We start from the raw sequence: 22,666 nt of genomic DNA, 5'->3' as shown, positions 1-22,666 counted from the left end.
GAGACAGAAATTAGTCGCATTTCTGAGAAAAATCAGACATGAAAAGATTGGTGAGGGGCGGGTATATATACCTCCACAAATCCTTTTTTGATAAGTCTTCTTTTAAAATGCTCTTGTACCTCGGGCTCGCCATGCACGACAAAAAACTGCTTGACCAACTGTGGATCTTGGCAAGACAAAAACTGTGACAAATCTTCATAATCGGCATGTGCCGAAAGACTTTTTATCTCAGCTATTTCGGCTTTTACCTGATATTCTTCTCCAAAAATAGTGACATTCGAAGGACGTAATTTGAGTCTTCCCCCCAAAGAATTGGGTTCACAATAGCCTGCTAACAAAATGGTATTTCTGGAATTTTGAATAGAATTAGCAATATGGTGTTTTACACGTCCAGCCTCTGCCATTCCTGATGCCGAAATGATAATACAAGGCTCTTTTTTCTGGTTTAAATCTTGAGAAGATTCTTTATCAGTTATATATCTTAAGGTCGAAAAGTCAAATGGATTTTCATCATGTTCCATGTATTTCAACAGTTTTTTGTTAAAACACTCTGGATGATTGTAAGTAATTCGCGTTGCCTCAGTAGATAATGGACTATCAACATATACATTCAATGAAGGGATATTGCCACTTTCAATCAAACGATTTAAGATATACACTAGCTCCTGTGTGCGTCCAACACTAAAGGCAGGAATAATCAATTTACCTTCTCGCTCAAAACAAGTTCTCAGAATAACTTTGATAAATTCTTCTTCCGAAACTTGTGCATCATCATGCAAGGAATCTCCATACGTAGATTCACAAATAATAATGTCTGCTTGTGGAAAAGGAGCTGGTGATTTCAAAATAGAATCGTTGTACCTACCCACATCGCCTGTAAATGTCAAATGCTTAATTTCCTCATCTTCTTTAATTTTGAGATTTACCACCGCTGCCCCAAGGATATGTCCTGCTTCGGTAAATTTGAGTTGAATATCCTCATCGATTTGATGCCATTCGTCTAGTTCTTTGGGCACAAATCGTATCAAACAACGCATGACATCCTGTGTTTCATACAAAGGCTTTAAGGCTGATTTGTTAGCGTCTCGACGTTTTTTGTTGATAAACTTAGCATCAGTTTCTTGAATATGAGCTGAATCTAACAAGAGAATTTGAGCTAAATCTTTGGTAGGATAGGTGCAATAGACTTTCCCTTTATAGCCTTCATTAACCAGCTTAGGAATCAGACCTGAGTGGTCGATATGAGCATGTGAAAGCACCATATAGTCAATTTCGGCAGGGTCAAATCCAAATTCTCTATTAAGCGAATCGGTTTCGTTACCTCTCCCTTGAAACATCCCACAATCCAATAAAAGTTTTTTGCCGTTTTTCAGCGTGATTAAATGCTTGCTACCTGTAACAGTCTGAGCAGCACCGTGAAATGATAGTTTCATAGCTTTAGATAAGTTTGTTTTTGGATGAAAACTCTATATACTAAAGGTAGAACGAAACATCACACATTATTCTTAGCACCGTCAATAAAAAAGATGATATAAATCAAGTGAGGAGTAGGCTTTGAGGTATGGGATTTGGGTTAGAATTAGAGTAGTAAAGCCAAAAATAAAAGCATGGTAAGTGCTTGATTCTACAACACCTACCATGCTTGGTATATATATCATGTTTCAACTTGTCTCTTCTAAAGAGCTATAGATTAAGTGAATATATCATTCTATGTTTTGATTAGAGTCGTCCGTATGTAGTATTGTTTCTATCTCAGTCTGTAATTTTGGAATATATTTAATGACAATACTCCAAATCATCTCATCAGAAACAGAATCATATCCATGAATAATTCTGTTGCGCGTATCAACTACCTTACGTGCATCACTAATCTGAATATTTTCATTAACTTTCAATATTCTGTTGATTGCCTCTCCTATAATCTCTATGTTTCGCTCTACTGCCCTTCGCGTACGTAAATCATTTTGATAAACAGCGTAAGTTTTTGGAATATCGATAAAAAAGCTATCAATCTCATTTATTGCATTGAGTATATCGTAAAGCCAAATTTTCACCTCATTTTCCATAAATTATTTTTTTTTGTTGAGTGATTTTCTCTCTAAAAAAAGGGTTTTTGATTGCTTTTTCTTCAAGCAAATCAACAGGCTTTTGAAGGAGCGTTTGTAATGAATACTTTAAATCGAAATAATTATCGGCATAGTCCTCTAATGCGATGTTCTCAAAATCTACAATTAAGTCTATATCACTATCTGAGCTAAAACGACTTGTCAAAACTGAACCAAATACATATAATGATTTTACCTTATGGGATTTACAAAGGTTTACAATCGAATCTATATGTTTTTCAATTGGAGTCATCTCATTCAAAGATAATAAACTACGGTAAATAAATAGACCAAAAACATCTTATTTCACAACAGCTTTCACCGTATATCCTTCTTTTCTCAATAAATTAATCACTCCATTTTCGCCAGGCAAGTGCCCTGCTCCTACCGCAAAAAAAGTAGATTTTTCATGAATAACTTTTTTGATTCTTGGTACCCAATTTTTATTTCGGTCATTCAATAAGTTCTTTTCAAACTCCACATCCATCGTTGAAGAGGAGGTCATATCTTTGAGTAAACCCTCTAGGTTTTGAGATTTATAATCCTTGATCATTTGGCTAAAAGTATTTTTATCGGTATTCCAGTTTTTTACCATTTTGACCAACATCATATCTGCTTGTTGCTCGTATCCCATTTTATCAATGGCCGACATTTGTTCTTCGACCGTCTCTAACCCCAACACCTCTTTCTTTTGAGCTTTCGCCATTTCTACAAAAGTCATTTCGTAGCTTTTGATAGGACAGTTAAGCATTTTCATCACCGTCATTGAACTCAACGCAAAAGGTTTTAACTTTTGTACCTTATCGACATTTATCCCAATAGAATCTTTAAAAAACTGTGATACCAACTGATAATCTCCCTCCTTCATCAGCGATTTGAGCGTTGTCCCTTCAGGCATAAACATCATTTTTTGCATATCCATCATCATCGAAGGCTCGTCCATATCCAACTCCAAATACACTTGTGATGCTTTTGTTACACTTTGTTCAATACTCTGATTCATGACAAAATCCTTTGGGCAAATAGCGTGTATCGTTCCAAAAAGATAGGAAGGCTTAGAAAGTCCATTTCCAGAAATTTCCCATAACAAAGAATGCTGTTTTTCTTGTGCATACAAGCGCGGAAGCAACAATGCACTAAAACATAAAACGATGAGAAAACATTTAGCTAAATAAGTCATGTTGAGTTATGAATTTTGAGTGAAGAGTTTTGAGATTCTACTTTCTTTTACCATTACCTTAGTTTTTCTTCGCATTATTCAGAGAGGTATAGTAGAAGAAAAAGGCAACAAAAAAGCCGATTGGTAATCCAAGCCAAAAACTTTTAATAATCCATCCTAATACGATTCCAAAAAGTAAACCTACCAATAAATAAACCGTTGCCTTTGCTTCTGGGTCGTATTTGTACTCCATAAAGAGATACTGACGTAATTCTTGATAATTACTCAAAAACTCCTCTGAAGGTTCTGGATTTTTGGTTGAAATAGCCTCAATTGTTTTTTTCAAAAGTCTCAAAGCAGTTTGTTGCTGAGCACTGTTTTTCAAAGACTTATTAAGTTTATTAATGATTTTATAAAGCTCAATTACCTTATATTGCTTTTTTTGCTCAGTTGAAAAACTTTCTACTTTTTGTGCTAATAAATTTTTGAGAATATCTGTTTGCATAATTCATGTTCTATTTGAACCACAAAACTAAAACTATTCATTCAATTCTTGCAAAATGCTTTCTAATCGTGTTAGGTGCTGACCATAAAGACGATTGATATACCAACGCATCAACCACCACATCAAAGGAGCCATGCCAACAGCTATTATCGCCGAAGTTTTTATGCCATCTTCCAAAGGACTCAGAATAAGATATGCCCCTAAAAAATTGGCAAATGGTATCAACAATATATTCAGCCAAGTATAGGCTTTGATATAAAGCTTAAACTGTTTAATCAGTTGTGTCAAAGATTCTTTTAATGAAATATCAGCCATTGAAATAGACTTTAAGCGAAACAAACCCCACAGGTAAAACCCTAAACTAGCTATCATAAAAATACCCATCGTTAGCCCTCCTATTCTCCAATGTTCTTCAGCATAAAACAAGGTATAATAAAACCATGCGATTACCACGAAAATAGAAACCAGCAGTTCATACCAGATATTTCGAACCAAACGTTCAATGATATTTTGAGAGCTTTGCTTGGTTAGCCGCAATAAAGCCTCAGCATCCATTGAAGGCTGAGATTCTTCACCTGCATTTTGCCAAATATGTTTTAAATCATCTAGTTCCATGTTGGATATTGTAATTTGAAATGGAGTGATTTAACGGAATAAATTACTATTTTCGACCTATTTCAGTTCTCAATTTCTCTCTGATCCGAGTCATTTTTACTCTAACATTATTGGCAGTTATCCCCATAATATCAGCAATTTCTTCATTTTCTTTTTCTTCAAAATATAACATCAACAAGGCTTTTTCTACCGAAGAAAGATATTCCATTGCTTTGTACAATAGTTGCAGTTTTTCCTCTTGTGCTGAATCAGATATCCAATCAGGAATATCATGATGAAGTTCGTCAAGTGATTGAGAAATAGGTTTTCGTTTAATTTTCCGTAAGTCTGAAATCGCCACATTGAGTGCTATCTGATATACCCAAGTAGAAACTTTGGATTCATGTCTAAACTTTGGGAATGCCTTCCATAACTGTATTACAATTTCTTGAAAAAGATCTTCTCGACCATCAAGGTCACGGCAATACATCCCACAAATTTTGTGGATGATTGCTTGATGAGCCTGTAATGCCGTAACAAATTGTTTTTCAATGGACACGTATGAGTGCTGAGTTTTGAGTGATGAGTTGTCCTTTGTCCTTGCCTAAAATAGTTTGTACTTAAACTCATTTTAAGGAATTTATGACATTTGTCGTCATAACTATGGAAGAATTACAGGAATGGTCTATTTTCTTGTAAAAAGTATAAAAAAATACCCCCGAAAGACACAAATTCCTTCGTGGGTATATTCTCTATTTATTTTCAACCCTAACTAAAACACTCAATCAACAAAATACGAGTAGTTTTATCCGTTACCTTAAAACGGTCATCTACACGCTGGTTGACCACCCACATAGTTGAGCCATTGGAGGTAAGCAAGTAGGTTTCTTTTTTCAGATTTAAAGGCACTTTTTGGTCTGTCAAGAAATCACTTATCAATTTTTTCTTATTCATTCCCAGTGGACAAAACCAATCTCCTTCTTTGTATTTACGAAGTTGTAGCGGGAAACGTACTTTGTCTGCATCCAAGCATGCGTACTTTTTCGCAGTAGGTACTTTATAATCTTCTGGGCGATCAAAAATCTCAAAATCTAATTGGAAATTATCTGTTCTAACCTTAGTATCATTTGCTTCAATGACGCGACTTTCGAAGCTAGTCAAGTTTTTGAGCGTAATAACCAATTCGGTTCTATCCTTCACCAACTCATGCGTAGGTGATAAGAAAGTGCGACCAGGTTCTTTGTCAAAACTAGCAAAAATCTCTTGACACTGCTGATAAGTAAAGTTGAAAGGCTTCAGCAACTCCGTCAGTTTCACTATCGGTTGAGAAAGCGTCTGAATCGCTTTGTAATTCACAAAAAACACTTTGCCATCACTCCAAACAATTTGCTTACGAAGCATTTCGATTTCTTGATAAAAAATCTCCTCCACTGCCGCAATACGCTCTACCGTCTGTTGAATAGTCTGCTCCAAATTTGGATTGATTTGCTTCAATAAAGGCACTACTTCATTACGAATCAAATTACGTTGGTACTTATTAGACTCATTTGAAGAGTCTTCACGCCAAATAATTTGATTTTCAACTACATAGTCAAATATTTGTTCCTTTTCGGCAAACCAAATTGGGCGAATGATTACGCCATTTTTAATTTGGATACCGTGCATACCTGCAATACCTGTACCTTTTGTAAGATTCAACAAGACTGTTTCTAATACATCGTTTTGATGATGCGCCGTTGCGATGTAGTCAAACTGATGCTGCACACGTAATTTTTCAAACCACTGGTATCTCAAAATTCTTGCAGCCATTTGGATTGAAACCTTCTCATTTTCAGCAAATTCAGCTGTTTGAAAAGTAGTTACAAAGAACGGAACTTTGTATTTTATAGAAAGTTTTTTTACAAAAGTCTCATCTTCGTTTGATTCTTCTCCACGAAGTCCGAAATTACAGTGTGCAATGGCAAAGTCTATTTTGGCTTTGCTAAATAAATCACACATTACTACTGAGTCCATTCCACCACTTACAGCCAAGAGGACTTTATCGGAAGAATTAATCAGATTTTTGTTGTTAATAAACGTTAAAAACTCGTCAAGCATGGTTTTATTGGCTAATTTTGTAGCTCTAATATGATGCGACAAAGTTACTCTAAAATACAGCAAATCGGGACATTTATCGGCTCGATTCCTTCTTTTGAGACAAAGAAATCTTTTTTTGCCTCAAAACCGTATATCCTTTTGTTCATGATTTTCAGTCTTTTGGGCTTTCAATCAACTTCTTTTGGACAAAGTCAGGTAGAAATCATCAAGGCAGATAGCTTGGTGGGACAAAATACCCCTTTCATGCAAATTCGTAAGCTTTTGGGCAATGTAGCGCTACGTCAAGGTACCACTCTGGTGTACTGTACACAAGCTATTTTGAATGAAACAACTAATGTTTTGGAAGCTTACGGAAAAGTAAAAATCATTCAAGCTGATACGGTAACAATCACAGGCGATACAGCCTATTACTTTGGTAACGACCGATTGGCGAAAATGAACGGACGTGTCAAACTCGATGATGGCACTATCATTCTGACAACCAAGCAGATGGATTACAACCTCAATTCTCACGTGGCATACTACAATACCAACGGGAAAATTGTGGATAAAAAAAGTACTCTGACCAGTCGTGAAGGTTATTACAATACAGTTACCAAACTTTTTGATTTTAAGCATAATGTTAAAGTGGTAGACAAAGATGGTTCACTTACTGCCGATTCGCTACGATATAGCACACTATCGAAGGAAGCCTTTTTTATTGCACCCACGACAATTGTGAATAAAAAAGACACCACTTATGCCAATCCAGGGAGTCAGTATAATACCATTACAAAAATTGCCAATCTAAAAGGACGTTCGACGGTCAAGACGGATGACTATGTCATGACTGCCGATACGATGATTTATGACCCTCCTACCGAGATTGGGATTGCCAATGGAAATATCGTTTTTGTTTCGAAAAAAGATAAAGCAATTCTTACAGGAGAGCATGGGCGATACGCCAAGAAAATAGGAGTTACCAGAGTTTTTGGGAGAGCTTTACTGAAAAATGTATTTGAAAATGATACCCTTTTTCTGACAGCCGATACCTTGGTGTCATTGGACAATAAGGAAACCAAAACTCGTAAGCTTTATGCGTACAAAAAGGTACAGGTATATAAATCTGACCTTTCGGCCAAATGTGATTCGCTAAGTTATAATGTATCTGATTCGACAATTTATTTTTATCAGAAACCCATTCTTTGGAATAATAAAAACCAATCAGAAGCTGATTCTATCAACATTTTGTTGAAAAATAACAAAGTGCACGTCATGAATATGAAAGGCAAATCTTTCGTAGTTTCGGTAGATACCCTCAATAATTACAACCAAGTAAAAGGTCGTAAGATTGTAGCCAACTTTACCAAAGATTCGAAGGTAGAAAAGGTAAGCGTCGATGGAAATGGAGAAAGTATTTATTTTGCCATAGATGATAAGAATAAGCTTACTGGGATGAATCGTGTTCAGTGTAGTAAAATGAATATGTATTTTGGAAAAAGTAAAATCTCTAAAATTGCATTTTTAGCCAAACCCGATGGCAAATTCATGCCTCCCAAAGAAATCAAAGAAGATGATAAAGAATTGGATGGTTTTAGGTGGAAAATTGCAGATAAGCCTAGTAAAGAAAGTATTTTGAAAAAAGTAGCTTATATCGCACCTGTCGAGACTAAACCTGTACCAAAAGATTCTGTCTCACAGAAGAAAAGCCCCGTTAAAACGCCTGCAAAGCCGTTAGCTAAAAAAAATATTAAAAAATAGTTAGTGATAGTATAATTGAAATATTTTACTATATTTTTGTGTAATAGTACTTGTACGAATTTATTGTGTAAATCGTAAAAAAAATTTTACTTTAGGAGCAACCTTTTCATACATTTATCAGTCTATAGTATAAAGTTTGTATGATTATTGCTTGAAAATAGAAAAACACCAAGCATTATTAAATTTATCATTACAACCTTCCTTATTTTTTGTTTTAAAATTTATTAATATCAATTAGATGAAATGAAACTTCTACAAAAATACATATTGGGTAGTTTATTAATGCTGACAGCAGTGATGTCGAGCATTGAAGCTAGCGCCCAAACCGAAAATAAATATAAAAGCCGTTTGGATATGAAGCCAAAGCAGAAAACTAGCACTTCAGCATCAACGGTTTCATCTTTGAGAAAATCTACTTTTTCTTATTTTCAACCTTATTCGAATACACTTGATCGTGTTGATCGTGGTATTCATTTACAGCGTTCTACTGCTATTAATCAGTATTTTTCTAACTCGTTATTGTCGCAACAATCAGCTAAGACTGTAGCAAAAAATGAGGTTACGAATAACAATGCTGTAGCCGAGACAGCTCGTACAGAGGAAGCATTGAACGCAGAAGAACATTTGTTCTCTAATGATAAACTTTGGGTATCTAATATTTTCCCAAATCCAGCAGACGACCACGCAGATATTAATTTCAATATCTCTTCGCAAGTAAGTGAAGCAAAAATTACTTTCTATAATATTTTGGGAAGTGAAGTAAAAGAAGAGATTTTGGAAAAAGATCAACGTAAGTCTAGAATATCGACAAAAGACTGGCCAAATGGCATTTATTTATATCAATTGACAGCAGATGGACGCTCATTAGTAACCAAAAAATTGTTAGTGAGACACCAATAAAATATTGTAGTGTTAAAAGGTTTAAAAGAGGCTATCTTTTCGGATAGTCTCTTTTTTTGTGCTTTCGTGAACGCCTCTTATTTAAGCAAGCTTTGATGAATCTGCAAAATCTGAGGAATTACTGGAGTTTGATCATCATTTTGAATAAGCCAATCCGAAAATTTGATTCGCTCAGTATCTGAAAGTTGTCTTTCGATAATTGCTCTTATTTCTTCTTCTGAGCGATTATCTCTCAATTTGACACGTTGTACTCTTAAATCAATCGGAGCAATTACACTAATAATTTTATCACATAGATTACCATCGCCTGCCCCTTTTAATAGGGCTGCCTCATACAATACATAAGAAGCCTCCTGATGTTGTATTACCCAGTCTTGCGCATCTTTGCGCACAGCAGGGTGCACAAGGGCATTGAGCTGTTGTAATAATGCTGGTTGTCCAAAAACTTGCGAAGCTACCCAAGTACGATTATAGCTTCCATCAGCCAAATAAGCCTCAGTACCTAACAACGCAATAATATCATTTTTGAGCTCTTGATTTTGGATAATAATCCATTTTGCTCTCGAGTCAGCTTCGTAAATGGGTACGCCCAATAGCGAAAATACTTTGGCGACAGTACTTTTTCCTGAGCCAATACCTCCTGTAATACCTACAACAACGGGTTTTGTTTTCATGTGATAAAAAGATAAAAAAATAGCCGATAGACAACTATCGGCTACTAATTTATGAATTACTTCAATAATTCTGCAACTTCAAAACTCACCGAAACACGTTCTTTATTGGCTTTGAGATAAGAATTTTTAGGAAGTGGAATTCTTATTTCATCGTCATAATTATCTTGAATTCGGCGGCCTGGTACTTTGACACTAAGCGTCTCTCCTAGTTCGTTTAAGGTACTTTCTGGACCTTCCACTTCAATTGTACTAGGATTAAGATTAATCACGCTAGAAACAATGTAGCGATCCTGCAAAGGAATATTCAAACTATCAACACGCAACCTAATGGTGCGTTTTACTTTTTTGTCAAACTCCAATTCAAAGCGGTCGGTTACAACATAATTTACACGAACATCTTTGATATAATCTGAAAGAGAGTCGGCTAACGAACCTGTATTTAAAAACTTTGTTTTTAAAGGTTTATTAATCGAGTAATATACGGGTGCTACATCCAAAGCCAAGGCTTTTCGTAGCAAACTCCATCCGTTACCTGTTACATGTACTGTAATTTTTTCGGGTAATGGCTGAGTCGGGATATACAGAGAATCGTTGTACGTAAAACGAAGTGGAAACGAAATCTTTTGGGAATAACCGTCTTTATTCAATGCGTTCATTATCCAAAAAACTGTTGCAGCCAAAATGCTTAAAAAAAACGCACGATAGTCTGTTTTAGAAGTATTTGGTTTCATCGAAAATTAAATTTCAGTCAGAAAAGAGAAATGTAAATCTTCACACCCACTCTATTTCCTTAGATGAAGTGCTCTCAACTACTTATTCAGCAGTTAATTGAGAAGAAGCATCTTTAGAAATGGCTGTCTTTAGAAATACAATACGTACGCCTTTGCTAGCATCAACCTCAACAACAACTGTTTTTTCACGAACCGAAACGATTGTTCCGTGAGCACCACCTATTGTAACTACTTTGTCACCAGCTTTAAGTGCATCAACATAAGATTGTTGTTCTTTTTGTTTCTTTTGTTGAGGACGAATCATGAAAAAATACATGATCACGAACATACCAACAATCAAAAACAATGATGACATATTACTACCTGCTACTTGTAAAAGAATTGAATTCAACATAAAATTTTTACCAATTTGAAGATTTAACATTTGAAAATATTCCCAAATATGGGAATTATTGGGATTCTTTTGTGTTCAGAAATTCTTATTTTCTTTTAAACACTTCTACTTTAAAGCTAAATGTATTTTCGGAAGGCACCGTGTTGGCATACGCCGTGATGGTTTTATTCTGTTTACCTTCTTTATTTTTACTGTTAAACTTCACCGTAATAAAGCCTTGTTCACCCGGAGCTACTGGCTGTGTTGAATAAGAAGGTGTAGTACAACCACAAGAAGTACTAACATTACTAATTACCAACGGCATGTTACCAGTATTTTTGAATTTGTAGGTATGAACGACAGAATCGCCTTCGGTAAGTGTGCCAAGATCGACAAATGGAGTGTCAATTTGCATCACAGGGAAGCTGTCGGCTGTAGGGCGAAGACCCGCCAATGAATCGGCTAAAGCTTCGCTAGGTGATTTTTGTTTGTTTTGGCAAGCTGCCAATGCTACAAGTGCTGTAGCAACGATAAGAATTTTTTTCATGATGATAAAGGCAAAAAGAAGAACAGACGATTGGGGTGTGTATTGACCAACCGTCTGTATTTTTGAGTTCTATTAAGCTTTTGCTTTAATTTGATTCATCATATTCTCTACATCTTCGAGTAGTCTTTCCGCTTTTTCACGAGCTTCATTTACTACTTTCTTCCCTTCTGATTTTGCCATTGTTTCAGGAATTTCTTTTCCATCAATCAAATCAGTGATAAGGTTTTGTAGTTGGTCACGATATTTTTGCAATTGGAACAACAATTTGCTACGAGTATTTTCTCCTTTATCTGGAGCATACAAGATGCCCAACACCGCACCAACAGCAGCACCTGTCATAAATGCCCAAAAGGTCTTTGATGATTTGCTCATGAGTTGTTTTCGTTAATTAGATTTATAACTGAACCAAGTGTTAAGACGTTAGTAGAGCGGTAAGCTATGGCAAAATAGGTTTGATGTCAGCTAACACGTTTTATCATCTAATTTTCAAACATATATCGTAAACATTGCTGTTTACAATCCATTTCGCACCATAACCAGGCTACTAATCGCCTACTTTTATTATTCAATGAGTTGCGAATATATACATCAACATCCACAACTCATCAATCAAAATTATTTATTATCAATCAAACCACGACCAGACTTACGAACGATACCGTCCTCAGCAAGTTTTTGAGAAAGTACATCTAACAAACCGTTCACAAATTGTCCCGATTTTGGCGTCGAGTAATTTTTAGCAAGCTCGATGTATTCGTTGATAGACACTTTTACTGGGATACTTGAGAAATGAATCATTTCGGCCAAGCCCATTTTCAAGATAATCATGTCGGTCATTGCCAAACGGTCAGCTTCCCAGTTTTTGGTTTGCTCAATGATGATTTTTTCATATTCATCGTCATTGTTAAGCGTTTGGTCAAATAGGTCGGTAAAGTAAAATTTATCGTCGTCCCAATTCAAGGCTAATGGCTGTAACACCAATTCAGCGATGTTTTGGATTTTGAAAGTCTTCGTTGTTAAGCTTTTCAAAACATCTTTATTCTCGCCCCAATTTAAGTCTTTTTCTTCAAAATACGCCACCACAGAGTGATGTTTCAAAATGAAAGTCTTAAGAATATGTACAACAATGGCTAAATCTTCTTCAAAATTATGCTTTGATGTACGAAGGTACGATTGGAATTCGGTATCTGGCAAAACAGCATCCAAGAAAAGTTTACGGATAAAGTTTTGGTCATCTTCTGTCCAACGAAGGTCACGTCTGATAATTTCGTTTTCGAAGTTAGGAAGATTACGAAGGGCAAGAATTACTTGGTTTTCGCCAAAACGAGAAGTTTTATGTTCACTTTCCAAAAGGCGACGTTGTTCGTCCCAAACGGCAACATCTGCCAATTCGACCAACAACAAAAGTAATTTCAAATAATTATCATAGATTTTTTCTACTTCTTCAATCATAGCGTGCTTGATACGCACACGGTCGCGTTTTACCGCATCGCGATAAATTGCTAATGCTTGTCTTCCTGCATTTTTCGAGTCAGCAGGAATATCCTCAGCTTTAACCTCACCCTTGAACAATTCTTCGAAATAGAGTTCAGCCAGCTTGCGTAAACCTTCAAGTTTAGGCATCTGTTCTTCTTTCGGAATCATTAAATCAAGATTTGGTAAAAATTGCTCGGCAATATAATCGAAGGCTAATTGATAATTGGCACGTTCCACTGTGCGGAAGGCATAGATAGTTTGGAATGCTTTTGTACGGAGTAAGCGTCGGTTGACCATTGGATATGCAAAGAACGTTTTTTGTAAATTTTTAACTGCACCATACCTTGGCGCTGAAATTCAGTGTGCAAAATTAGTATTTTTTTTAGAAACATACATTAGTAAAAAGAAAAAAAGCTTCGATTTTGAATAGTGATTTTCGCATTTGGAAGATTAACTCTCAAAATTGTCCATTCTTTTCGCAATTCTTTCTAAATCAACTCAAAACCTCAGGGAGTACCCATTCAATTATGAGGGATAAGCAAAAAAACAAAATCAAATATCCGAAATCCACAATCATCTAATTATGTTTGTAGAAGATTGTACAATAGACCCAAAAACATATCAATGTATCGACATCGCTGGAAACTATTGCGAATGGACATTGGTTAATTATACATGAAAGCATTAAAACATCTCAATAAGTATTTCTTCCAATATAAGTGGTATTTGATTCTGGGTACGCTTTTTACATTTATCTCCAATTTGTTTGGAGTAGTGCCTGCCCAAATTGTTCGCTACGCTTTAGATTTAGTAAAAGAAACAATCTCTCTTTATTTTCTGTATGATGGATTTGGCGCACAAACCGTCGTATATGAAATATTTGCTTTCTCGATTTTGCTCTATGGTTCTTTGATTCTCATCATGGCATTACTCAAAGGGATTTTCTTATTTTTTGTAAGACAAACCCTCATCGTGATGTCGCGCCATATTGAGTATGACCTCAAAAATGAAATTTATCATCATTATCAAACTTTGCCTTTGAGTTTTTATCGTAAAAACAATACGGGTGATTTAATGGCTCGTATTTCGGAGGATGTCGGCAAAGTAAGAATGTACGTAGGGCCAAGTTTGATGTACGGACTCAACCTAATTTCGGTATTTATTTTGGTGGTTGGATATATGCTTTCAGTGAATGCCAAGCTAACTTGGTATGTACTATTACCTGTGCCATTTTTGTCGGGGAGTATCTATTTTGTCAATACTATTATCATTCGTAAATCAGAAGAGATACAAGCCAATCTTTCCAAAATATCCACTTTTGTACAGGAAGCTTTTTCGGGGATTAGAGTGTTAAAAGCTTTTGTTCAGGAAGAGCCGTCTACAGTAGCCTTTACGAAACAATCGAATATTTATCGTGAAAAATCATTGGATTTGGTAAAAGTTGATTCTCTATTTACGCCATTGGTTTCTATTTTGGCAGGTTTGAGTTCTGTATTGGTTGTGTATATTGGTGGACAAGAAGTAATGGCTGGTCGCCTTACTCCCGGCAGTATCACAGAGTTTATCATGTATGTGTATATGCTCACATGGCCGATGATTGCTTTGGGTTGGACAACTTCTCAAATCCAACGTGCGGCAGCTTCACAGCAACGTATCAATGAATTTTTGAATATCAAAACTGATATTGTTTCAACAAAAGATATTTCGCAGCCCATCGAAGGAGCGATTGACATAAACCATGTAAGATTTGTATATCCAGATTCAGGAATTGAAGCGCTACATGATTTTAGTATGCATGTAAAGGCTGGAGAATCAGTGGCTATTTTAGGTACTACAGGATCAGGTAAAAGTACCGTTGCAAACTTGCTTTGTAGAATGTACGATACCACGGAAGGTCAAATCAAAGTAGATGGTTTTGAATTAAAAGAATGGAATGTACAGAGTCTCCGTGGTCAAATCGGTTATGTACCTCAAGATGTATTCTTGTTTTCTGATTCTATCAAAAACAATGTACGTTTTGGTAGCCTAGATATGTCTGATGAGCAAGTCATTCAAGCAACCAAAGATGCCGATTTATACAATAATATCATGGACTTCCCCGAACAATTTGATACTGTGTTGGGCGAAAGAGGTGTTACATTATCGGGTGGTCAAAAACAGCGTTTGTCTATAGCCAGAGCCATTGCCAAAAGTCCAAAAATTCTCATTTTGGACGACTGTCTTTCAGCGGTAGATACCAAAACAGAGCATCAGATTTTGAACAACTTACAAGAAATTATGAAAGGCAGAACATCAGTAGTAATTTCTCACAGAGTATCTTCCGCTAAGTTGGCCGACAAGATTATCATGCTTGATGGCGGTCATGTTATCGAGCAAGGCACGCATGAGGAACTTATGGCAAAAGAAGGGGCGTATAAAGAACTTTTTGAGAAACAACTTCAAACAGAAGAAACTAATTCGTAAATTGGAGCTAACCTTTATAAAATTTTGGAGTGACGATTTAGCTTTAAGATATTCAGCAAAAACGCTCTGCTTGTAAAGGCAGGGCATTTTTTGCTTTAGTATTACTAAATTTGCTCAAACAGATTCCTAATCAGTCATTATATTCTTGAAAACGATAAGTGCTTATGCAGCATACATTCAAACACAAAGTATATCACGTCTTAGAGGTAGCAAGAGGGAAGAAAAATGGGGTCAACTGGCTGGTCAACATTCTAATAATGAGCATTATTGCACTTAATACCCTAGCCATTATTCTCCATTCTGTCCGAAGCATTCGTCGAGAGTTTGATGAAGTTTTTGTTGATTTTGAATATTTTTCAGCTGTATTTTTCACTGTTGAATACTGCTTACGATTATGGGTTTGTACCGAAAATGAAAAATATAAACATCCTATTTGGGGGCGTTTGCGATATATGACTTCGACAGGTGGTATCATTGACTTACTGGCTATTCTACCTTTTTACGTATCTCACTTTACTTCTGACACTGGATTGATTCGTATTTTGAGATTATTTAGGGTATTTAGGTTATTTAAATTTTCACGATATGTCCATGCCTTGAGAGTCATTGAAGGTGTAATTAAGGAAAAAAGAGAAGAATTGGTATTGAGTTTAGTTTTCTTAATTTTTCTACTACTTATAGCCTCCTCGGTGATGTACTATCTCGAAAGTCCAGCACAGCCTAGAGTTTTCTCGAGTATTCCTGCAACTTTATGGTGGGGCATAACTACCATAACATCAATTGGTTATGGAGACATTTACCCCGTAACGATTTTAGGAAAAGTATTCGGCGGGATAATAGCAATTTCAGGAATTGCTATCATTGCATTACCTACGGGTATTTTAGCTTCAGGATTTGCTGAGCATATCAATATTCATAAAAAAGAGAGAGAAAAACATCGCTTTTGTCCACATTGTGGCAAAGAGCTACCATAAACTCTTAACAATAATCAATTTTTTGAGTTCAAATACCTGAAAACTACGTATAGTATGTATCTTTCTGGAAGATTTATGGAAAAATAGTCACTTTCAAAAGTCATTGAACTCAAAGATATTCAAACCCTTTGAATGCCCTGGGCGAAAGAATAGTCTTCATACTAAAAAAGACGAGCAGTTATATAATTTTTACTTTGATAAACCATAATTAATGGCGGCTGTGTAGGTATATTTTTGTTAGAAAGTTAATAAAACTTCATATTATCGAGGTATTTTAGTCTAAAAGCTTCAAAATTTGTGTATTTTTGACAATTACTAATATTGAATATCCAACCCTAATCCAAACGAACCAGTTCGCCAGAAAATTTTAAATCTGCCTATGGCAAAACTATTAATAATCGACGATGAAAAAGCCATCCGTGGCGCCTTACGTGATATTCTTGAATATGAAGGATATAGCGTAGAGGAAGCAAGTGATGGAGAACAAGGGCTAGAAATGGTCAAAAACCATGACTATGATGTAGTTCTTTGTGACATACGAATGCCCAAAATCGAAGGTTTGGATTTGTTGCTACGTGCCACAGAAATGGGCAAAGGGACTCAATTCATTATGATTTCGGCTTTTGGCAATGTGGAAACAGCCGTAGAAGCAACCAAACGTGGAGCCTTTGATTTTATTTCGAAGCCACCAGATTTGAACCGCCTATTGGTGACAGTACGCAATGCCTTGGAAAGAGGTAAAATGATTACTGAAACTAAAGTGCTCAAAAAGAGAGTATATAAACTCAATGAAATTGTTGGAGATTCGGATGCTATTCGCCGAGTAATTGATACTTCTGATCGTGTAGGACCTACCGAAGCTCGTGTGTTGATCACAGGACCGAATGGTTCGGGAAAAGAAATGGTAGCCAAGCGTCTTCACGAAAGAAGTAATCGTGCTCACATGCCTTTAATCGAGGTAAACTGTGCGGCGATTCCTTCCGAATTAATTGAATCAGAACTTTTTGGCCATGAAAAAGGAGCCTTTACCTCTGCCATCAAACAACGAATCGGTAAGTTTGAGCAAGCGGATGGTGGAACTTTGTTTTTGGACGAAATTGGAGATATGAGTTTGTCGGCTCAGGCAAAAGTACTTCGTGCTTTGCAAGAAAATAAAATTACACGTGTAGGTGGCGATAAAGAAATCAAAATCAATGTGCGTGTTTTTGCCGCTACTAACAAAAACTTACAGTTAGAAATTGCAGAAGGACGTTTCCGTGAAGACTTATTTCATCGTCTAAACGTGATTCCTATCCACGTTCCTGCCTTGAATCAGCGTCCTACAGATGTTCCTTTGTTGGTTGATAAATTTTTACAAGATATTGCCGACGAGTACGGTCAGCCAACCAAAGAAGTAACTGATGATGCCATGAAGTATCTTCAAGCACTTCCATGGACAGGTAATGTACGCGAGCTTCGCAACGTAGTGGAACGCTTAGTGATCATGTGCGGCGATGTTATCAACCTCGATGACGTAAAACTCTTCGCTATGCCAGTCATTTAGATTGAGGATTGTTGATTTTGGAATTTTTATATACAAAAGAGAGATGGTCGTAAGACCATCTCTCTTTTGTGTTACATTCTATCTTATTTAAGTTTCTTTATATACTCTTCAATATTAAAATCTGTAAATCCTGAAGCATAGGATGCGTAAAGAGGATGACGAGGATGCCCTGTCTTTGTTAACTCTCCTATTTTAGTCCAACTTATATTATAATCTTTTGATAGTATATAAATAGCTTTAATACAATCAGTAAAGTATTTGCGTAGTTTTATCTTTTCACTCCAACTTGCTAAAATCACAAATGACTCTCTACTATTTAATAATTTTGAAATTTCTTCAATATTCCGAGAAAATAAATTTTCATCCATCTCTGAATGTAAATCATTAGGATATGTAGCTCTTTGTGGATAAAGATTTAGCATAATAAAGCTATCAAATCCATTACCCTCTGCAAAACCCATTACTCTATTAATAGTACGGTCAGGAGTTTTTTCATCAGCAGTATTTGGATTTAACCCAATAACTATTAGAGGTTTCTTTAACATACTTCCCAATATGAAGCGTGCTGTATTATCACTAGTCTTTTCATAAATTTCAATATTATATTTCATTTTTTGCCTTTTAAAATGTTCGAACTTTTTGACAAAATACGATTAAATATTGTAATCACTAGATGACTAATAAGTTAGAAGTTCTCTTAAGGATTTTTTGAAATCCCGCTGTTTGAGCCGAAGGCGAGTTTCGGGATTTCTTGACTTTCTTTTGTTACTTTTCTTGCGTCAAGGCAAGAAAAGTAAGGAGTGGCGAATAGAAATATAGTTACTATTACACAACCCTATTCACTTTAACATTTGCTCAACTTTAACTCTATTTATACTCTCATTTACATTCTCTTCGACCATAAATACGTTATCGCTCCAATTAGCAAAATCCCTAAGCCAATAAAGCTTTCTTGCGGTTTGTCATAAATGATAAATAACAGAACGATTATACTAAAGCCTACATACAAATACTGAATATAAGGGCTCAAGGGACTTCTGAAGCGGTCACCCTCGTGGGGAATCTTCAAGAAACTTGCTACGGCGATTGTTCCCATAAGTTGCAATACAAAAGACGAATAGAGTAATATCTGTTGTAAACTTCCAGATAGCAATAAAATCAAAATCACTGCACATAATAACCATATCGCTCGAATTGGTACATCGTGTTTATTAGTTGGACGAATCCACTTCCATAAAGTATAATGCTGCCCCATTGAGTGTACAATTCTAGAACCTATCCAGATATAAGAACTCATCGTGGCAATCAATTGAAAGCCAATACCTGCGCTAATCCATTTGTTGGCCGTTGGACCTAAAATATTCTGAGTTGCTAAAATCGCTACTTCAGCTTGACCCTTTAATTGAGTATAGGTACCAAACTTCAGAAATACTAACTGTAAAAGAACATATACGATAATCACGCCTAAGGTGCCAAAAATCAAAGCCTTGGGTAAGTCTTTACTAGGATTTCGTATTTCTCCTACGATGTACGCAGCCGCATTCCAGCCTGTGTAGGCATAGGTCACATAAAGGAGTGAAACGGCAAAACCTGTCTTGGTAATTTCATTCCAAATTGGCACTTGGACATTAATAGCATTTTGAGGAATCGGTGCATACCAAATACCTATTCCTAATAAAAAACCGATGAAAAGTACCTTTACAACGGTTGTAATATTCTGAAAAACACTACTATGTTTGAGTGAAAATGAGTGCAATAAACTGATTAAAATAATCAGCAAAACGATATACCAACGCAAATTCGGGATGTCAAACGGGCTCAAATAGGCTTCCATTGCAAGGGCTGCAATAGCTACAGGAGACGAAAAGCCTACAATCAAAGAAGCCCAAGCGGTGAGATAACCCCAGAAAGGATGAAAACCTTTACTGACAAAAATATAATCGCCACCAGATTCATTATAGTGCGTCCCTAGTTCGGCGAATGTAAATGCGCCAATCAATGCTAAAACACCTCCTAACACCCACAGCAATACAATACTCCAAACATTTTGTACATCGACTAATTGATATCCCAAACTGGTAAAAACACCCGTTCCAACCATATTGGAAATAACTAACATAGTGGCGGTCTTCCATCCTATTTTGTGCGACATAGGGCTTTTCTTTAAATAATGTCAAATATTTATTCAAATATAAAGGCACAAAGCATTTTACAGCTTTGTGCCTTTATTCCTTTTTAAATACTTTTTACAAAGTAAAATTCAATCTTGCAAAAATGGATGCTCATTTGAGGTGCAAGCAATTACTGTTTCTTTTCAGACTTAACAGAGGACTTTTTATCTTTTTCTGAAACTATAGTTTCTTCTTTGACAGTACTTGTTGAGGCTGGCATACTTGTATGATTTACCATTTTCCATTCACCTTTGATTAACTCTACAATTCTTAACTCTTGAGAAGTTTCTTTCTTACCATCCAGAGTTTTTACTTGTTTATAAGTTACCCAGACATAGGTAGGGTTTACCTTTCTAAAGTTTGTTTTTTCTCTTGCGAAAGTAGGCTTTGCTCCTTTTTTACCTTCATTAAACCAAGTGGTTGCCCAAGAGCTCAAGGCATCCCAACCATCCTTCACAATCAATTGACCTTTTTCATATTGGGCAAAGTATGTCTGTGGAGTTTGACGATAAAGTGTCATCCATGTTTCGTAATCTTTGGCGTAAAAAGCTTTAGTCTCGTCGGCTATTAGTTGTTTAATTTTACTTTGGTCCTCGGGACTAAGAGTATTTTGAGCCTGAGAAAGGTTCACAAAAAGTAATAAAGCAATGCAAAGAGATCCTAGTATTTTCATAAGTAAGAATGAGTAAAATTAGATTTAAAATTATAAGGCCTTATAATAAAGGTAATAGATTTTGGATGAAAAATATCCGTTCTGTTTCTAAAGATTAGGGAGTTTTGCTTAAAATCAGTATCAACTAAATAGTAACGAATGATTTCATAAAATGTCATTCTTAACATGAATTTTTTCTTGCAAACATGAGTTATACCTAATTTAGTGTTTGAACGATTTGGCGAATGAGTGATTATTCTTGATGAAGAAATTTACCTGTTAAGAGGCAATACTTTGCGTCATAACAGGTATCATTCTGAAATATAATATCAAAAAATAAGCGGTCGAAAATAACTTCCAACCGCTTTCTTAACTTTACTATGCTATATATAACTCAGTTTGAGAAGCAAAGCATTGCATCTCTACCAGTAAAATAATCGCTCAATTGTGGGTGACTTATATTTACTTTCTATAATCCAAAGCTGGTTTTCTATCGCCCAACAAGGCTTCATATTTAAAGTCCGCTCCTCCTCGTTTTTCGAGCCACTCAGCTTTAGCTTTATCGATAGTCGCTTGGTCATTCATCAAGTCAAGCGCTGTGATTGCTAGCGTTTTTGCGGCTACAATCATCCCTTTTTGACCAATAGACATACCACTTGCTGCGGTAGATTGCCAGCTATGTGCCGACGAGCCTGGCACCCAAGTTGCAGTTCCTAAACCAACGGTTGGTACTACCCAACTCACATCGCCTACATCGGTCGAACCTCCTGAAGTTGCACTCTCTGAAGCATCATTAAAATTCTTTATCTTAGCAGCATTGTTAATATCTTGCTTTTGCTCACCAAGAGTTTCAGCTATTTTCTCTGCAAATTTTTTCTCTTCCTCATTGTACACAACTCCACCTACTTTTTGCATATTTTGATGAACAAGCGTTGCTAAAGTTACGTTAGGTAAAAGATTATATACACCTCCCAATACTTCCCATTCAACTTTTGTACCTGTACCTAGTGCTGCACCTTGCGCGGCATTTTCAATTCGTTTCCAGATACTCTGTAAAATTGCTCTGTCTTTGTGGCGAGCATAATAATACACCTCAGCATAAGCTGGCACTACATTTGGCGCCTCTCCACCCTTGGTAATTACATAATGGATACGAGTATCTTGTGGAATATGCTCACGCATCATATTAATCATATAGTTCATCGACTCTACCCCATCAAGTGCCGAACGACCACGCTCGGGTGCGGCCGCTGCGTGCGATGCGATGCCTTTAAAACGGAATTTAGCATTTTTATTCGCCAATGACGTACTTGCATCCGCCGCATTCGCTGAACTTGGGTGCCAGTGCAATACCACGTCTACATCGTTGAAATACCCTTCGCGAACCATATATACTTTACCCGAACCACCCTCTTCGGCTGGACAGCCATAAATTTTGATGGTTCCTGGCTTACCTGATTTTTGCAACCAATTCTTTACTTCAATAGCCGCCGCCACCGACGCGGTACCAAAAAGGTTATGTCCACAACCATGTCCTCCTTTTTGATTAGGAATAGGTTTGATTTCTGGGGTAGCTTCCTGCGCCAAGCCTGGCAATGCATCATATTCACCCAAAATACCTATTACAGGTTTTCCTGCACCATAAGTTGCTACAAAGGCCGTTGGTATCCCTGCAATACCTGCTTGTACCTGAAAGCCCTCTTTTTTCAATTGCTCTTGCAATAAAAGAGAACTTTTTTCTTCCATATAGCCAAGCTCTGCATAATCCCAAATTTGTTTTGAAATCTTGGCATATTCATCGAATCGTTTGTCAAGATTACCAATCATAGCTTGCTTCTCAGCTTCCAAAGGATTCGCTATAGCAGCCTTCTTTTTTTGTGCCATACTTGCGAATGATAACATCGAAAGCACTAACAAAACGCATTTTTTCATAAATAAAGGTAAGTTTTAGTTTTAGTAAAG

The 22,666-nt window shown here is 36.3% G+C and carries 23 protein-coding genes; 5 read left to right on the top strand and 18 right to left on the bottom strand.

What is annotated here, in order from left to right:
* Positions 1-32 precede the first annotated feature (32 nt).
* The 8 genes from GVN22_RS09105 to tilS all read right to left on the bottom strand — a co-directional run bounded on the left by GVN22_RS09105 (position 33) and on the right by tilS (position 6,460).
* Entirely contained in the window at positions 33-1,433 is a 1,401-nt protein-coding gene (locus GVN22_RS09105) for an MBL fold metallo-hydrolase RNA specificity domain-containing protein (protein ID WP_166550709.1), read from the bottom strand.
* Positions 1,434-1,703: 270 nt separating this feature from the next.
* Entirely contained in the window at positions 1,704-2,066 is a 363-nt protein-coding gene (locus GVN22_RS09100) for a DUF86 domain-containing protein (RefSeq protein ID WP_166550708.1), read from the bottom strand.
* The gene (locus GVN22_RS09095; RefSeq protein ID WP_166550707.1) at positions 2,056-2,358 is read right to left on the bottom strand and encodes a nucleotidyltransferase family protein; all 303 of its coding nucleotides are present in this window, start codon (positions 2,356-2,358) and stop codon (positions 2,056-2,058) included. Before GVN22_RS09095 ends, GVN22_RS09100 begins: the two co-directional genes overlap by 11 nt.
* Before the next feature lie 48 nt (positions 2,359-2,406).
* Positions 2,407-3,285: a TraB/GumN family protein gene (locus GVN22_RS09090; protein ID WP_166550706.1), complete on the bottom strand. Its 879-nt coding sequence runs from the start codon at positions 3,283-3,285 to the stop codon at positions 2,407-2,409.
* A gap of 58 nt (positions 3,286-3,343) precedes the next feature.
* The gene (locus GVN22_RS09085; protein WP_166550705.1) at positions 3,344-3,769 is read right to left on the bottom strand and encodes a hypothetical protein; all 426 of its coding nucleotides are present in this window, start codon (positions 3,767-3,769) and stop codon (positions 3,344-3,346) included.
* 33 nt (positions 3,770-3,802) lie between these two features.
* On the bottom strand, positions 3,803-4,384 hold the full coding sequence (locus GVN22_RS09080) for a hypothetical protein (RefSeq protein WP_166550704.1): 582 nt from the start codon (positions 4,382-4,384) through the stop codon (positions 3,803-3,805).
* A 46-nt stretch (positions 4,385-4,430) separates the two neighbouring features.
* Complete coding sequence (locus tag GVN22_RS09075; protein WP_370520402.1) at positions 4,431-4,922, bottom strand: RNA polymerase sigma factor; 492 nt, start codon at positions 4,920-4,922, stop codon at positions 4,431-4,433.
* A gap of 209 nt (positions 4,923-5,131) precedes the next feature.
* Positions 5,132-6,460 (bottom strand): tRNA lysidine(34) synthetase TilS, encoded by a 1,329-nt coding sequence (tilS, locus tag GVN22_RS09070; protein ID WP_166550703.1) that lies wholly within the window; start codon positions 6,458-6,460, stop codon positions 5,132-5,134.
* A 30-nt stretch (positions 6,461-6,490) separates the two neighbouring features.
* Here tilS and GVN22_RS09065 point away from each other — a divergent pair, with 30 nt between their 5' ends.
* Entirely contained in the window at positions 6,491-8,200 is a 1,710-nt protein-coding gene (locus GVN22_RS09065) for an OstA-like protein (RefSeq protein ID WP_205690826.1), read from the top strand.
* A 243-nt stretch (positions 8,201-8,443) separates the two neighbouring features.
* Positions 8,444-9,100, top strand: coding sequence for a T9SS type A sorting domain-containing protein (locus GVN22_RS09060; RefSeq protein ID WP_166550702.1), 657 nt, complete (start codon positions 8,444-8,446; stop codon positions 9,098-9,100).
* 77 nt (positions 9,101-9,177) lie between these two features.
* On the opposite strand, the gene coaE is transcribed toward GVN22_RS09060, so the two are convergent.
* The 6 genes from coaE to nusB all read right to left on the bottom strand — a co-directional run bounded on the left by coaE (position 9,178) and on the right by nusB (position 13,198).
* Positions 9,178-9,774, bottom strand: coding sequence for a dephospho-CoA kinase (gene coaE / locus GVN22_RS09055; RefSeq protein ID WP_166550701.1), 597 nt, complete (start codon positions 9,772-9,774; stop codon positions 9,178-9,180).
* Positions 9,775-9,830: 56 nt separating this feature from the next.
* Positions 9,831-10,505 (bottom strand): hypothetical protein, encoded by a 675-nt coding sequence (locus tag GVN22_RS09050; RefSeq protein ID WP_166550700.1) that lies wholly within the window; start codon positions 10,503-10,505, stop codon positions 9,831-9,833.
* Positions 10,506-10,587: 82 nt separating this feature from the next.
* The gene (gene yajC / locus GVN22_RS09045; RefSeq protein WP_240915583.1) at positions 10,588-10,899 is read right to left on the bottom strand and encodes a preprotein translocase subunit YajC; all 312 of its coding nucleotides are present in this window, start codon (positions 10,897-10,899) and stop codon (positions 10,588-10,590) included.
* 85 nt (positions 10,900-10,984) lie between these two features.
* Entirely contained in the window at positions 10,985-11,425 is a 441-nt protein-coding gene (locus GVN22_RS09040) for a DUF1573 domain-containing protein (protein WP_166550699.1), read from the bottom strand.
* A 72-nt stretch (positions 11,426-11,497) separates the two neighbouring features.
* Positions 11,498-11,797 carry a YtxH domain-containing protein gene (locus tag GVN22_RS09035; RefSeq protein WP_166550698.1) on the bottom strand — a complete coding sequence of 100 codons (300 nt, stop codon included), beginning with the start codon at positions 11,795-11,797 and terminating at the stop codon, positions 11,498-11,500.
* 243 nt (positions 11,798-12,040) lie between these two features.
* On the bottom strand, positions 12,041-13,198 hold the full coding sequence (gene nusB, locus GVN22_RS09030) for a transcription antitermination factor NusB (protein ID WP_166550697.1): 1,158 nt from the start codon (positions 13,196-13,198) through the stop codon (positions 12,041-12,043).
* A gap of 378 nt (positions 13,199-13,576) precedes the next feature.
* Between nusB and GVN22_RS09025 the strand changes: the two genes are divergently transcribed.
* The 3 genes from GVN22_RS09025 (at position 13,577) to GVN22_RS09015 (ending at position 17,881) form a co-directional block, all read left to right on the top strand.
* Entirely contained in the window at positions 13,577-15,364 is a 1,788-nt protein-coding gene (locus GVN22_RS09025; RefSeq protein ID WP_166550696.1) for an ABC transporter ATP-binding protein, read from the top strand.
* Between the two features lie 164 nt (positions 15,365-15,528).
* Complete coding sequence (locus GVN22_RS09020) at positions 15,529-16,338, top strand: ion transporter (RefSeq protein ID WP_166550695.1); 810 nt, start codon at positions 15,529-15,531, stop codon at positions 16,336-16,338.
* 379 nt (positions 16,339-16,717) lie between these two features.
* Entirely contained in the window at positions 16,718-17,881 is a 1,164-nt protein-coding gene (locus GVN22_RS09015; RefSeq protein WP_166550694.1) for a sigma-54 dependent transcriptional regulator, read from the top strand.
* 83 nt (positions 17,882-17,964) lie between these two features.
* On the opposite strand, the gene GVN22_RS09010 is transcribed toward GVN22_RS09015, so the two are convergent.
* The 4 genes from GVN22_RS09010 to GVN22_RS08995 form a co-directional block, all read right to left on the bottom strand.
* The gene (locus GVN22_RS09010) at positions 17,965-18,492 is read right to left on the bottom strand and encodes a DUF1643 domain-containing protein (protein WP_166550693.1); all 528 of its coding nucleotides are present in this window, start codon (positions 18,490-18,492) and stop codon (positions 17,965-17,967) included.
* A 272-nt stretch (positions 18,493-18,764) separates the two neighbouring features.
* Positions 18,765-20,033: an APC family permease gene (locus GVN22_RS09005; protein ID WP_166550692.1), complete on the bottom strand. Its 1,269-nt coding sequence runs from the start codon at positions 20,031-20,033 to the stop codon at positions 18,765-18,767.
* 149 nt (positions 20,034-20,182) lie between these two features.
* Positions 20,183-20,725 (bottom strand): nuclear transport factor 2 family protein, encoded by a 543-nt coding sequence (locus tag GVN22_RS09000; protein ID WP_166550691.1) that lies wholly within the window; start codon positions 20,723-20,725, stop codon positions 20,183-20,185.
* Between the two features lie 441 nt (positions 20,726-21,166).
* A complete protein-coding gene (locus tag GVN22_RS08995) occupies positions 21,167-22,636 on the bottom strand; it encodes an amidohydrolase (protein WP_166550690.1) in 1,470 nt (489 codons plus the stop codon).
* Positions 22,637-22,666: the final 30 nt, after the last annotated feature.

The organism is Cellulophaga sp. BC115SP, from assembly GCF_009905545.1.
In the GTDB taxonomy this organism is placed as follows: domain Bacteria; phylum Bacteroidota; class Bacteroidia; order Cytophagales; family Spirosomataceae; genus Flectobacillus; species Flectobacillus rivi.
This window is presented reverse-complemented; position numbering and strand designations above follow the sequence as displayed.